This window comes from Shewanella halifaxensis HAW-EB4 (assembly GCF_000019185.1).
In the GTDB taxonomy this organism is placed as follows: Bacteria; Pseudomonadota; Gammaproteobacteria; order Enterobacterales; family Shewanellaceae; genus Shewanella; species Shewanella halifaxensis.
The window spans coordinates 4,490,329-4,503,906 of sequence record NC_010334.1 but is presented as its reverse complement, the minus strand read 5'-3'; the positions used below and the strand labels follow the sequence as shown (position 1 = coordinate 4,503,906).

16 protein-coding genes are annotated in these 13,578 nt (G+C 45.5%); 10 read left to right on the top strand and 6 right to left on the bottom strand.

Annotated elements, in window-relative coordinates:
* Nucleotides 1-82 precede the first annotated feature (82 nt).
* From lptB to SHAL_RS19125, 6 genes are all read right to left on the bottom strand, one after another.
* Nucleotides 83-814: an LPS export ABC transporter ATP-binding protein gene (gene lptB, locus SHAL_RS19150; protein ID WP_012278762.1), complete on the bottom strand. Its 732-nt coding sequence runs from the start codon at nucleotides 812-814 to the stop codon at nucleotides 83-85.
* A complete protein-coding gene (lptA, locus tag SHAL_RS19145; RefSeq protein ID WP_012278761.1) occupies nucleotides 811-1,368 on the bottom strand; it encodes a lipopolysaccharide transport periplasmic protein LptA in 558 nt (185 codons plus the stop codon). Before lptA ends, lptB begins: the two co-directional genes overlap by 4 nt.
* Before the next feature lie 71 nt (nucleotides 1,369-1,439).
* A complete protein-coding gene (lptC, locus tag SHAL_RS19140) occupies nucleotides 1,440-1,997 on the bottom strand; it encodes an LPS export ABC transporter periplasmic protein LptC (RefSeq protein ID WP_012278760.1) in 558 nt (185 codons plus the stop codon).
* Nucleotides 1,994-2,545 carry a 3-deoxy-manno-octulosonate-8-phosphatase KdsC gene (gene kdsC / locus SHAL_RS19135; RefSeq protein WP_012278759.1) on the bottom strand — a complete coding sequence of 184 codons (552 nt, stop codon included), beginning with the start codon at nucleotides 2,543-2,545 and terminating at the stop codon, nucleotides 1,994-1,996. The genes lptC and kdsC overlap by 4 nt, the downstream gene beginning before the upstream one ends.
* Before the next feature lies 1 nt (nucleotide 2,546).
* On the bottom strand, nucleotides 2,547-3,524 hold the full coding sequence (locus tag SHAL_RS19130; protein WP_012278758.1) for a KpsF/GutQ family sugar-phosphate isomerase: 978 nt from the start codon (nucleotides 3,522-3,524) through the stop codon (nucleotides 2,547-2,549).
* A 46-nt stretch (nucleotides 3,525-3,570) separates the two neighbouring features.
* The gene (locus SHAL_RS19125; protein ID WP_012278757.1) at nucleotides 3,571-4,530 is read right to left on the bottom strand and encodes a calcium/sodium antiporter; all 960 of its coding nucleotides are present in this window, start codon (nucleotides 4,528-4,530) and stop codon (nucleotides 3,571-3,573) included.
* Nucleotides 4,531-4,705: 175 nt separating this feature from the next.
* Between SHAL_RS19125 and mlaF the strand changes: the two genes are divergently transcribed.
* The 10 genes from mlaF (at nucleotide 4,706) to SHAL_RS19075 (ending at nucleotide 13,424) form a co-directional block, all read left to right on the top strand.
* Nucleotides 4,706-5,518 carry a phospholipid ABC transporter ATP-binding protein MlaF gene (mlaF, locus tag SHAL_RS19120; protein ID WP_012278756.1) on the top strand — a complete coding sequence of 271 codons (813 nt, stop codon included), beginning with the start codon at nucleotides 4,706-4,708 and terminating at the stop codon, nucleotides 5,516-5,518.
* Nucleotides 5,505-6,290, top strand: coding sequence for a lipid asymmetry maintenance ABC transporter permease subunit MlaE (mlaE, locus tag SHAL_RS19115; RefSeq protein ID WP_012278755.1), 786 nt, complete (start codon nucleotides 5,505-5,507; stop codon nucleotides 6,288-6,290). The genes mlaF and mlaE overlap by 14 nt, the downstream gene beginning before the upstream one ends.
* A gap of 73 nt (nucleotides 6,291-6,363) precedes the next feature.
* Entirely contained in the window at nucleotides 6,364-6,834 is a 471-nt protein-coding gene (mlaD, locus tag SHAL_RS19110) for an outer membrane lipid asymmetry maintenance protein MlaD (RefSeq protein WP_012278754.1), read from the top strand.
* Between the two features lie 32 nt (nucleotides 6,835-6,866).
* Complete coding sequence (locus SHAL_RS19105; protein ID WP_012278753.1) at nucleotides 6,867-7,538, top strand: MlaC/ttg2D family ABC transporter substrate-binding protein; 672 nt, start codon at nucleotides 6,867-6,869, stop codon at nucleotides 7,536-7,538.
* On the top strand, nucleotides 7,538-7,831 hold the full coding sequence (locus SHAL_RS19100; RefSeq protein WP_012278752.1) for an STAS domain-containing protein: 294 nt from the start codon (nucleotides 7,538-7,540) through the stop codon (nucleotides 7,829-7,831). Before SHAL_RS19105 ends, SHAL_RS19100 begins: the two co-directional genes overlap by 1 nt.
* Nucleotides 7,832-7,844: 13 nt before the next feature.
* Complete coding sequence (locus SHAL_RS19095) at nucleotides 7,845-8,096, top strand: BolA family protein (RefSeq protein WP_012278751.1); 252 nt, start codon at nucleotides 7,845-7,847, stop codon at nucleotides 8,094-8,096.
* A gap of 21 nt (nucleotides 8,097-8,117) precedes the next feature.
* Nucleotides 8,118-9,380, top strand: a complete 1,263-nt coding sequence (murA, locus tag SHAL_RS19090; RefSeq protein WP_012278750.1) for a UDP-N-acetylglucosamine 1-carboxyvinyltransferase — start codon at nucleotides 8,118-8,120, stop codon at nucleotides 9,378-9,380.
* A 141-nt stretch (nucleotides 9,381-9,521) separates the two neighbouring features.
* Nucleotides 9,522-10,916, top strand: coding sequence for a sensor histidine kinase (locus SHAL_RS19085; RefSeq protein WP_012278749.1), 1,395 nt, complete (start codon nucleotides 9,522-9,524; stop codon nucleotides 10,914-10,916).
* Nucleotides 10,916-11,554, top strand: coding sequence for a response regulator (locus tag SHAL_RS19080; protein WP_012278748.1), 639 nt, complete (start codon nucleotides 10,916-10,918; stop codon nucleotides 11,552-11,554). Before SHAL_RS19085 ends, SHAL_RS19080 begins: the two co-directional genes overlap by 1 nt.
* A gap of 190 nt (nucleotides 11,555-11,744) precedes the next feature.
* Entirely contained in the window at nucleotides 11,745-13,424 is a 1,680-nt protein-coding gene (locus SHAL_RS19075) for an Ig-like domain-containing protein (RefSeq protein WP_012278747.1), read from the top strand.
* The last annotated feature ends 154 nt before the right edge of the window (nucleotides 13,425-13,578 follow it).

Below are 13,578 nucleotides of genomic sequence, written 5' to 3'. Positions count from 1 at the left end.
AGGTTGCTCAAAAACTCAATACTTTGATTTTGTGTGGAAATAATTCCATATTGAGTTTTTTAGCTTCCATACTGTGAATTAACTATAGCCTGAATTGTTCACCTAAGTACACAGCTCGAACTTGTTGGTTGTCCAAGATTTCGGCAGGTGTGCCTTCGGCAATGAGATTTCCGTGGCTTACGATGTAAGCGTGCTCACAAACATCTAATGTTTCGCGAACATTGTGATCGGTGATTAGTACACCTAGGCCGCGACTCTTAAGTTGCTCAATAATCTTTTTGATATCGATAACTGAAATCGGGTCTACACCGGCAAATGGCTCGTCTAACAAGATAAACTTTGGATTAGCCGCTAGTGCTCTAGCAATTTCAACACGGCGGCGCTCACCCCCTGACAATGCCATACCTTGGCTGTCACGAATATGAGTGATATGGAACTCTTCAAGCAGATGCTCAAGTTGTTCTTCACGTTGCTCGTTATTGATGTCATGGCGAGTCTGTAATACCGCCATGATGTTGTCACGCACAGACAACTTTCTAAAAATACTGGCTTCCTGAGGCAGATAACCAATCCCTTTACGAGCGCGCAGATGCATAGGATCGAGTGTAAGATCGTCATCATCAATAAAGATCTTACCCTTATCACTCTGTACTAGGCCTACCACCATGTAGAACGTGGTTGTTTTACCTGCACCGTTTGGCCCAAGTAAACCGACAATCTGACCCGTCTTTACGGTTAAACTAACATCTTGTACGACAGCGCGATTTTTATAGCTCTTCGCAAGATTAACCGCTCTTAAAGTGATTTGCTTCATTGCTGTTCCTGCTGTTCCTGCTGTTCCTGCTGTTGCACTGGTGTTTCTGGTTTCTCTTCCTGATAGGTTTCAGGCTGAATAATGGTGATTACTCTATCATCGCCTTTACCTGAACTTTCAGCGATAAGTTGTTGTAAACTAATGTTGTACTTGATGCGATTACCGGTGACCTGACTACCGTCTTGCGCTAGAGTCGCGTCGCCGACTAAGGTCAGGGTGCGCGTCGCAAGTTCGTAACGGATCTCTTTGGCGCTAGCCGTTGCTGGGCGTCCATCGTCCATTATCTGGGTATAGGTGGCTGGGTTGCCTGTTGCCACAAGGGTTTTACCGCTCTTATCTTCTTTTGAGAAAACACGCAGTTTATCAGCATTCATCTTGATAGAGCCTTGGGTCACTTCGACAGGTCCAAAGAAGATAACCTGATTATTCTTAATATCGGCTTCTTGGCTTGCGGCTGCAATTTTCACTTCTTGCAGCAGATCATCGACCTTAGCAACAGAACTGAAACTTAGCAGGCAAAAAAGGCCTGCAAGGATAGATAGATTGTATTTCATAGCGTCCTTCTACTCAGCTAAAGCACTTTATTGAGCTAGCTCGAGTGTAAAATTGTTCAATATGTTGGGCGTTAATTAGCTTGGTAGATACCTTCTACTTGGCTGATTAGTTTTACGCTCTGGGCATTCAAGTCGGCATACAAGCCTAAACCTTGAATGACAAATTCGTTGCCAGTGACGTGGATAATTTCATCTGACGTCATAATCATAGTATTCAAATCAAGATCTAAATAGCTGGTGCTTAACGTCTGTATCGGCTCTTCTGGGCTAATAGAGTCGATAATAACATTGTTTTCTAGCGTTACCTTGCCAGTCACTTTATTAAGGCTGCCTTTGTCACTTTTTAGTCGCCATTGAGCCAAGCCATCATCAGGGAAAATGAGATAAACAGGCTCAGTAAAATAGGTCATGTTGACGCTATCATAGTGCTCCATATGCTTGGCCGTGACTTCGCTATTAATGAAGCCTAACTCGTTATATTCGATACTGCGTAGATCATCGATAATATAATCGGGTTGCTGACTCGTATCGATACTCAGCTCTTGCTCGCTCTTTTTAGACTGAACTTGCCAATAGAGCAAAAGTGCAGTGCCAAAAAGTGCGATTATCGCAAGGGTAACGCGGCTCATATACTCATCCCATGGGCGGAATCAAACTTGTCTTGGCTTAATAGTAGTAAGTCTGTGAGCTCGCGTAGGGCGCCGTGGCCGCCTTTAATGTGAGTTGTCATCTTGGCGTGCTGTTTCACGTAAGGGTGACCGTCTACCACACAGACAGAAAGACCCACCTTTTGCATGACCGGTAAGTCCACCATATCATCTCCAATATAGGCGACTTCTTCTGGAGTGACATTATAAAGTGCGAGTAGCTCGTTATAGGGAGCCAGCTTATTGTCGACGCCTTGATAGATATGTGTGACGCCAAGGGCGGTAAAACGGTCTTCAACGATTTGTGATTTACGGCCTGTAATAATCGCGACTTGGATACCGCTCGATAATATTGAGCGCACACCATAACCATCACGAGTATGGAATGTTTTTAGCTCTTCACCGCTGTTGCTCATATAAACCAGACCGTCGGAAAATACACCATCAACATCACAGATAAGCAGTTTGATCTTGCTGGCAGCTTGCCAGACATCATCGCTAATAGGGCCGTATAAACCTTGCTTGGACATATTAAATTACTCCCGCTTTAACCATATCTAGCATGTTTAGTGCGCCAACCGGCTGTTGTTTGTCATTAATTACGATTAAGCCATTAATACTTTTAGTATCCATGACTTTTAACGCTTCTGCTGCAAGTACATTATCAGTAATCGTGACGCAGCCCTTAGTCATCACCTCTGCAATAGGTGTGGTTCTTAAATTGACTTCAGCATCGATAACGCGGCGTAGATCGCCATCGGTGAAAATACCGACTAAGGTGTTGTTGCAGTCGACGACCGCCGTCATACCTAAACCTTTTTTAGAGATCTCATATAGCGCTTCGGTAATACAGATATCATCTTGGACGCTAGGTAGTTCATTACCTTTATGCATAACATCGCTGACTTTAAGTAGTAGCTTACGACCTAGGCTACCGCCAGGATGAGACAGTGCAAAGTCATCTTGAGTAAAGCCACGAGCCTGCAATAATGCAACGGCTAGAGCGTCACCCATTACCAAGGTTGCAGTCGTACTTGATGTCGGTGCGAGCCCGAGCGGGCAGGCCTCTTCTGGTACTTCGATGCAAAGATGTAGCTGAGCCAGTTTCGCCATATTCGAGTCAGGCTTACCCGTAACAGAGATCATAGGCAGTCCCATACGCTTAATGACTGGCATTAAGGTTAAGATCTCACTCGACTCGCCCGAGTTTGAAATCGCAAGTACGATATCGTTTTCACTGAGCACGCCAAGGTCGCCATGGCTGGCTTCTCCTGGGTGTACGAAAAATGCAGGCGTACCTGTACTAGCCAAGGTGGCTGAAATCTTGTTGCCAATATGGCCCGATTTTCCCATGCCCATCACGATAACTTTACCTGTGCATTGCAATATTAATTGGCAAGCTTGGGCAAATTCTGAAGAGTCGATGTACTGATACAGATTATCGAGTGCTTGTTTCTCGATATCGATAACCTTAGTACCCCATTGGCGTAGTTGATTTGCATCTACCATTTATTGATCTCTCTTTAAATTGCTGCTTAACGTATCGCACCCATTGCTATGATAGGAAGAGTAATGCCTGATATGCGATAAATGTAATAAGTAATACTACGCCATGCCATGGTTTTAGCTGTCTGGCGCGTCCAGATAATAAGATCAGTATTGCAAGTGCGCTGCTCGTTGCAAGTACCATATAAAAGTCACGTGTACTCGCTGCTGCATCTACAGCGCCCGGCGCTATGATGCCAGGTATAGCAAGAACCGCTAGAATATTGAATAAGTTTGAACCAACAATGTTACCGATCGCAAGATCATCTTCCTTTTTTAGGACTCCGGCAACACAGGCGGCAAGTTCCGGTAGGCTAGTACCGACGGCAATAATGGTTAAACCGATAACTAAATCTGACAAATGATACGCTTTAGCTATCCCAACTGCACCCTGAACCATCCAGTCTGCGGATAGTGGCAACAGTATCATACCGATAATCAGCCATAAAATAGCTTTACGGGTAGGGACATCAGCTGGAATTTCATTTTCAGCATCGACAGCCAGGGCGTCACGGTTTTTACTGTTTAATCCGTGCCAAATTAGGTAACCCATTAAGCCAATAAACATCACTAATAAGCTGATGCCTTCGATACGGGTTAGAAAGCCATCATGCAGGAAATAACCTACAATCACTGTAGCGACTAGCATCATTGGAATTTCGCGCTTGAGTGTCTGCGAACTCACTGAGATCGCTCCGAGCAGCGCTGTAATACCTAAAATTAATGTGATGTTAGCGATGTTAGAACCTAGGACGTTACCAATTGCGGTATCAGTCATGCCTTCGAGTGATGCGGTGGCCGCAACAAACATTTCAGGGGCCGAACTCCCCATAGCGACAATCGTTAAACCAATAAGCATTGGCGGTAAACCAAGGTTACGAGCAAAGGCGGCAGCACCATAAACAAACTTATCGGCACTCCAAACAAGGGCGCCTAAGCCTGCGACTAACATAAAAATATTAAATAACATCGATTCTTAGTATTTTGAGGTATAGCCGCGTATTTTCGCTGTAATTGAATAAAAATGAAAGTATTGAGGCGAGATAGTCTTGATTTGGTTGTGCGTCTTTAGTCAATTACGTACAATTTCTCCCTTTCCGGTACGGAAAATGGAAGTTTCCATAATTTAGATGCAGGGTACTTGCATGACTGAAATCCGCAAAACATTGGTTGAAACTCAAGGTATGACCTTTAGTCGCGGCGAACGCGTCATCTTTCAAGACGTCAGCCTGTCGATACCTCAGGGCAAAGTTACCGCGATTATGGGGCCAAGCGGGATCGGAAAAACCACCTTACTTAAGCTTATTGGTGGGCAGTTAATCCCCGATAGCGGCTCTGTAAAGTTTGACGGTGTCGATGTACATAAGTGCAGCCGGAGTGAGTTGTTTGCCCTGCGTAAGCGTATGAGTATGCTGTTTCAAAGTGGCGCGCTGTTTACCGATATGAATGTATTCGACAATGTTGCTTTTGCCCTCAGGGAGCACTCTGGTCTACCGGAAGATATTATTCGCCGAATCGTGTTGATGAAACTCGAAGCCGTGGGGCTTAGAGGGGCGGCACAATTGATGCCGACAGAATTATCTGGCGGAATGCAGCGCAGAGCTGCGTTGGCGCGAGCGATTGCGCTAGAGCCTGAGATGATCCTCTACGATGAACCCTTCGCGGGTCAGGATCCCATCTCTATGGGGGTGTTGGTGAAGCTTATTCGAGAGCTTTCAGATGCGTTAAACTTAACCTCTGTGGTTGTTTCACACGATGTGGCCGAAGTGCTTGGTATTGCTGACTATGTTTATGTTTTGGCGGATAAACGCATTATCGCTCATGGTACACCTGAAGAGCTGCGCTTGTCAGAAGATCCAAAGTTAAAACAGTTTATTGGTGGTGAGCCTGATGGTCCGGTACCGTTTCACTACCCAGCAGAAGATTATAAGAAGGAACTACTCCGTGAGCTTGATTGATCAAATTGCTCGATTAGGTAGGGCTAGTATCGAATTTGTGATTGGGCTAGGAAAAGCCGGTTTGATGCTATGGGGCGCAATTGCACATCGCCCTAGGTTTCGAAAAGGTGCACCGCTGCTGTTGAGGCAGCTGTATGTTGTGGGCGTACAGTCGATGGTGATTATCTTAGTTTCAGGCCTGTTTATCGGCATGGTACTGGCGCTGCAGGGCTATAATATTTTAGTGGGCTTTGGCACCGAAGAAAGTTTAGGTCCCATGGTTGCTCTAAGCTTATTAAGGGAGCTAGGCCCCGTGGTGACGGCACTGCTATTTGCTGGCCGAGCGGGCTCTGCGCTAACGGCTGAGCTTGGCCTAATGAAGAGTACCGAGCAGCTGGCGAGTCTTGAGATGATGGCGATTGACCCACTGAGGCAGATTATTGCGCCGCGTTTTTGGGCTGGCGTCATTAGCTTGCCATTACTGGCATTGATGTTTACTGCTGTGGGGATCTATGGCGGACACATAGTCGGTGTTGAGTGGAAAGGCATTGATAGCGGTAGCTTCTGGTCGATTCTTCAGGCATCAGTTGAGTGGCGAGAAGATATTGTTAATTGCATGATTAAGAGCCTACTGTTTGCGGTTGTGGTGACATGGATAGCGCTTTATCGTGGCTACCATGTTATTCCAAATCCGGAAGGGATTAGTCGAGCGACGACTCAGACGGTAGTACAATCTAGCCTAGCTGTTTTAGCGTTGGACTTCCTACTGACAGCGATAATGTTTGGTCAGTAGTTGTATGATGATTGAGAGAGTTCCTAGTTGTTAATTATTGTTTAGATTTATTCAATAGAGTGGTAAATGAGTTATGTTGACAAGGAAAATTGAGATTCTAGTCGGTCTATTTTTATTGTCCGGATTGACAGCCTTTCTAGTATTAGTATTTAACGTTGCCAATGTTGAGGTTAAATCCGGCGATAGCAGTTATACGCTGCATGCCAAGTTTAATAATATTGGTGGCCTCAAAGTGCGTTCTCCTGTCAAGGTCGGGGGCGTCGTGGTTGGTCGCGTCAGTGCAATCACCCTAGATCCTGAAAAGTTGGTTCCTGTTGTAACAATCGCTATGGATAAGCGTTATCAGCATTTTCCTGAGACCAGCACCCTATCAATTTTAACTTCAGGTTTGTTAGGCGAGCAGTTTTTGGGGTTAACCCCTGGTTTTATGGATGACGATATTGAGCTGTTAGCCGATGGTGATCGTATTGAAGATACCCATTCTGCCTTAGTGCTGGAAGAGTTGATTGGCCAGTTCCTTTATAGCATGGGCAAAAAGGATTAGCCTTTTAGAATAAGTAGTTGGAGTATTTTAAGATGTTTAAAGGTTTTTATCGCAGCGTAATGTTAGCCATGATAGCACTGCTTAGTGTTAATTTGAGTGTTAGTGCTCATGCAGAGGCAAGTATTGATATCGACCAGAGTAACCCTTTTACTATGGTTGAAGAGGTTGCTAACAAGACCTTTGCCCGCTTTCATCAAGATGAGAAGCTGATTGCAACGGATCCTGATCATTTAAAGGTGATCGTGACCGAAGAGTTGATGCCTTATGTTGATTATAAGTATGCCTCTTATAAGGTATTAGGTCAGTATCTACGTGATACCACTAAAGACCAGCGCGAGCGCTTTGTTGAAGCATTTAAAGGATATCTGATTTCGACTTATGCCCAAGCATTTACTGAGTATACTGACCAAACAGTAGAATATGGCAGAGCCGAAGACTTTGCCGGTGAGAAGTTTGTCAGCGTCAATATTCAGGTTGTCGAGCAGGGTCGCCCTGCGATTAAGTTACAGTTCAAGGCGCGTCGCTTAAAAGATGGCACTTGGAAAGCATTTGACTTAATTGCCGAAGGCGTTAGCTTGTTATCATCGAAGCAATCGGAGATCACCAACCTTGTGCGTCAGCAAGGGATCGAATCAGTGATTAACTTGCTGAAAGAGAAGACAAATCAGCATATTGATTTGGACGCTAACGAGAAAAAAAGCTAGTGGCCACATTTAAACAGCAAGGGGATAATTGCAGCGTATCGGGTCGTTTAGATCAGGATGCGGTGATCCGGCTGTGGAGTGGTCGAAGCAATATTTTGGAGCCAGATACCGCATGTTTGCAACTCTCTGGTATTGAATATTGCGACAGTGCTGGTGTGGCGTTTTTACTGGAGTTAGTCAGTATATTTGCCGCCAAAGGGGCGACTTTGAAGTTAATATCGCCTTCAGAGCAGCTTAAGAAATTTATTATATTATATGATTTAAACGACTTCTTTATTGAAGAAGCTAAGTAAGGTGAATAGTTCCATGGAATGCAAAGAAATTGAAACCATCCTTTTAGACGCGCTTTCTTTAGAGGAAGTTAAAGTGACCCAAGAGGGGACACACTACAAGATTGTTGCTGTAGGTGAGTGCTTTGACGGCATGGGACGAGTGAAGCAACAACAGACAATTTACGGCCCATTAATGGATCGCATTACTAGCGGTGAGTTACACGCTATTACGATTAACGCATTCACGCCAACACAATGGAAGCGTGAAAAAGTCTTTAATATGTAATCGCGGATTTAGAGAGTTAAAGTGGATAAATTAAAAATTGAAGCAAGTGGTGCACTTGCTGGAAACGTGGTTATCTCTGGCGCTAAAAATGCTGCCTTGCCAATTTTAATGGCGGGCGTGCTGGCCGAGACTGACTTCAATGTTTCTAACGTACCAAACCTAAGAGATGTGAACACCAGCTGTGAGCTACTGCGCTGCTTGGGTGCTGAAGTAACCCGTTCTGGCACTGATAAAGTGTGTATCTCTACCACCAATCTAAATGAATTTTGTGCGCCGTATGAGTTGGTAAAAACCATGCGCGCATCGATTCTTATTCTAGGCCCTCTACTTGCACGCTACGGTACTGCCGATGTGTCTCTGCCGGGTGGCTGCGCCATTGGTGCACGTCCTGTTAACTTGCACTTGCAAGGTCTTGAGCAGATGGGCGCCAAGATTGAGGTTAAAGAAGGCTATATCAAAGCACGTGTTGACGGTCGTTTGAAAGGCGCGCATATCTTTATGGATATGATCAGCGTTGGCGCGACGGAGAACTTGCTAATGGCTGCAGCACTGGCCGATGGTGAAACCATTATCGAAAATGCTGCCCGTGAGCCTGAGGTCGTAGATTTGGCTAACTGCCTAATCGCAATGGGTGCCAAGATTGAAGGTGCGGGTACCGATACCGTGCGTATTCAGGGCGTGGAGTCACTGCAAGGCTGTGACTACCAAGTGATGCCTGACCGCATCGAAACCGGAAGTTTCTTGGTCGCTGCGGCTGTGACGCGCGGTAAAATCCGTTGCACTAAGGCTGATCCTAAAACCCTTGAGTCTGTGCTGGCTAAGCTTGAAGACGCTGGCGCATCGATCACAACGGGTGATGATTGGATTGAGCTTGATATGCAGGGTAAACGTCCTAAAGCGGTAAACATCAAGACTGTAGCTTACCCAGGTTTCCCAACCGATATGCAGGCGCAATTCTGTGTGCTTAACGCACTCGCCGAAGGCACCGCAACCATTACCGAAACCATTTTCGAAAACCGCTTTATGCATGTTCCTGAGCTTAGCCGCATGGGCGCAACCATGGAGCTTGAAGGTAATACCTGTATCATCCATGGCATCGAGAAGCTTAACGGTGCGCAGGTGATGGCAACGGATCTACGTGCGTCAGCAAGCCTTGTGATTGCAGGTCTTGTGGCTGAAGGAACGACGATTGTTGATCGTATCTATCACTTAGACCGTGGTTATGAGCATATTGAAGATAAGTTTAAAGGCTTAGGCGGACACGTCGAGCGTGTTAAGTCGTAACGTTTAAGCTGTTTTAATGAAGAGCCATTTGAGTTTTAAACTTAAATGGCTTTTTTGTTTTATGAGCTAGCGCAAGTTACAGCCTAACAAAATAGGAAGCAGATCAAATCATAGCTCGGAGCCAGATGTTATGTTGGCGATATGCCTGTTTTTGTGACTTTCAATATCTACCTTTTTTACGGCCTCGTGTTTTTTTCGATGGGCTGCGTAGTGGTATTTCGAAATTTTCGCTACAGTCAATTAAAAGTAGCCCCAACGCTTTGGGCGCTCGCGGTGTTTGGTTTCTCCCATGCTTTTCATGAGTGGTCTGAGCTATATGTACTCATTTTTACAGACCATATCACCCCCCAATATCGCCTGCTGACCCAGTGGCTCTGTTTAGCCAAGTTATTTTTATCTTATGCCGCCTTAATGGTATTTGCCTGGCAGATTTTAACCATCACCAATAAGCGTCTAGCGCATATCGGTCACGGTGTAATTATCACTCTGTTACTGTGCTATGCCTACCTAGTGATCCCCGATCTTCATCACCTCGCGGTTAATCAAACCGGTTTCGAAGAGGCCAGTCAGTTCACTCGGATATTGATAGGGTTTGGCAGCGCGATGCTAGCTGGAGTGGGAATGGTGGTCTACGGCAACAGCTTGCGCCAAGAAGAGCATAGCTACGGACTTTACTTTGCTCTCAGCGGTGTCGGTCTAATGGTTTATGGCGTGCTTTCTGGGCTAGTGCCGACAGAGTACCACTATAGCGTACCAATCTATCGAACATTGGCTGGTGGAGTCATTTTAGTTGCTCTATTTAAGGCGCTTAAAGTATTTGATCTAGAGAAGGAGCAAAAGACTGCCGCTAAACTGAAACGTGCTATCGAGGCAGATAAGTACAAGGCGATAGGCCAGTTAGCAATGGGAGTCGCTCATGAGATCAATAACCCTCTAGCATCGTCCACTTTAGCGCTGGATCTGTGGGAGCGAAAACATCCTCAGCTGTCGGATTCAGAAGCAAACTACCTAAGCCGCGTTCGCTTGGGGATTGAACGCGCATCATCGATTAGTAAAGAGCTACTCAGTTACGCAAGGCCCGCTTCGGGTAAGCGCTGTTTTGTTGCTCTGAGAGAGGTTTTAGACTCCGGTGTGAAGTTACTGTCACACCGCACTAAGCAGTATAATATTCAGTTGGATTGCAGTGAAAATATCGTCTTATATGCCGAGAGAATCAAACTAGAAGAGTTGTTCATCAATCTTCTGTGTAATGCTATTGATGCATCACCGACGAATAGTTCGATTATCGTGAGTGCGACTCAGGATGAGCATAAAGTCAGTGTGTCTATAGAGGACTCTGGTTGTGGTATGAGCCAAGTAGAGTTATCTCGCGCAACAGAATTGTTTTATTCGACTAAGGCTGTCGGTCAAGGTACGGGGCTGGGTTTGGCGATTTGTGAACAGATAGTCACACTACATAATGGCAAGATGCATATTACGAGTAGTAAAGAGAAGGGCACTCGTGTGGAACTCACTTTTTATCGGGAGCAGCATTGATGATCACTATTCTATTGGCGGAAGACGACGTTGAACTTAGGCTAAATATGGTTGAGATTCTAGAGCTTGAGGGTTTTAGTGTCACCGCTGTTGAAAGCGCGGAAGCCGCAATAAGGGTGAGTGAGAAGCAGCATTTTGATATAGCACTGATGGATCTACTGATGGCGGGCATGACAGGGGTTGAAGCTATCTCGAACCTGAGGCAAAACCAGCCGTTAATCGCCGTTATAATTATTACCGCCTATGCCACCGTCGATACTGCTGTCGATGCGATGAAAAAAGGCGCAGATAGCGTGATGACTAAGCCCTTTAAAAGTAACGAGCTCATCGTCACCATAAGGCGTAGCCTCGCGGAAAAACAGCTGTTCAAGAGTCGCGTCGATCTCGACCCCGATTTAGTCTACAGCGCACTGGCTAACCCTTATCGACGTAAATCCCTTAAAGTTTTGGCAACGCATAAGGCTGTTAAGTTTATGGACTTATGTCGTTTAGTTGAAATTGAGGATCATACAAAGTTTAATTTTCATCTGCGGCAGTTAAAAAAGGCAGGCCTTGTTATGCAAAATGAGAACAAGCTCTACATTTTGACAAATACAGGCCAACATGTGTTAACAAATCATAACATTTCTCAAGACTGAATATTCTATTTAAACAGTGCGTTAGCTCATGGTTGATAACTATAGTTCACAACTTTCCGGTAGCCGTGAATTCTAGTTATCTATCTCTTTAGTGGTAACTCTTCAATACTTGAAACATGTCCATAGAGGCATATCAATCGCCACTCCTTGCAACGTTGGCGATATGAATAGCAATGTTGAGGATGAACTTATGAACGCACACATTCCATGTAAAAAACTACTGCTTGCCAGCATGATAACCATGTTGGCCGCTTGTGGTAGCGACAATGATGACAATACTAATTTACCTGAAGTAAACACTCCCCCTGTGGCAGTCGCTGACTTTGCCAATGTCTTAGCTCAAGAAGTGGTAACAATTGATGTGCTCGCCAATGATACGGATGCCGATGGTGATGCATTAACTATCGTTTCTGTTGACTCCGGTAGTGCCGTGATCAAAGAGGGTAAGGTTGACTTTACTGCTGGCACAGAGGTTGGAGAGGTGCAGTTTAACTATACGATAACCGATGGCACCGATGAGGCATCAGCTGTCGTGACTGTGACCGTTGAGGCACAGCCAGTGCCAGAGCCACTAACTTATGTTGGCAGCGCCGCGTGTGCGGGTTGTCATAGTGAGCAACACAAGACATTTGCTAAGACTGGCCATAACTTTAAGATCCAGAAAATTGCTAACGGAGAGCAACCCACTTTCCCCTATACCCCTGAATCAACTATTACTGGGGCCATTGATCTACTGCAGTTTGCCGGACCCGATGAAGATGGTACGACAAACAACGATCTTGGCGCACCAACGAGTTATAGCGATGTCACTTATGTTGTTGGTGGCTACCACTGGAAGATGCGCTGGTTAGATGCCGATGGCTATATTGTCACAGGTACCAATGTGCAATATAACATTCGCAATAGCGACGGTGAGTTGAATATCCCTGAGAATCACCTTACTGATCCAGATGTGATGGGGAACTACAAAACGGGTGACTTTAATTACCAGTATAAGTGTGGTAATTGCCATACTACAGGCTGGAAACGCACCACCGAAGATGACGATACACGTAACCTAGATCGTCAAGATGATCTACCTGGCATGGGCGGTACCTTTGCCGAGCAAGGCATCCAGTGTGAAGCCTGTCATGGCGCCGGTAGCGATCATATTAAGGCTCCAAGTAGCGCTAATATTACTAAAATAGCCATGGCTCGTACTACTGAAGATTTCCTAGCCGAAGATATGGCGTTTGGTAAAGCGGTGACTTGTGCTGAGTGTCATACTCGTGATGGAGAGAAGGATTATCCAAAGTATGTGAGCGCCTATAACGCAGCCTTCCCTGATGGTAGCCAAGTGGGTGGACGCATTATCTCAAGTGGCGGCCTATCTAAGCATCACCAGACTGCCGATGAAATTCTTGGTGTGGTTCCAGAAGCTCACGGTAGCTATCAAGCGGGTGACGAGATCGGTCCTAAAAAGAACATGAGCTGTACAACTTGTCATGACTCTCACAAGTCAACGGTGAATCAAGATAGTAGCGACGGCCTGCATGCAGGAGCAGTGAAAGAGTGTACTTCATGCCATACTGGTGATTACAAGAAAGAGTTCACAGTTGGATTACATGAGTTTGTCGCTGAATGTACAGATTGTCATATGCCAAAGCTTGCCAAGAGCGCAGTGACTCATCTAGGAAAAGACGGTACAACAGCCTTCGGTGATGTGAAGTCTCATCTATTCACTATCGACTTAGACCCAGCGGCTAAGCAGTTCACTGACGATGGTAAGTTCCAGATGCCTTGGGCTACTGCGCAGTACTCCTGTGGCGAGTGTCATGCGGATTCCGCTGGCTATGTAGAGAAGCTGCCTGGTGGAAAAATGCATAAGTAAGAAATATGCTTATATTTAACTAGTCCCTCCCGACAAGCCGCGCTAAGTTTCCGTTAGCGCGGTTTTTTATGGGTAAAGTACTGAGTTACTTACTGCGAGAGTGAATAAAGTTTAATCTGAAATAGCTGTGTGATGATGAACCGTTTGTTAAGGT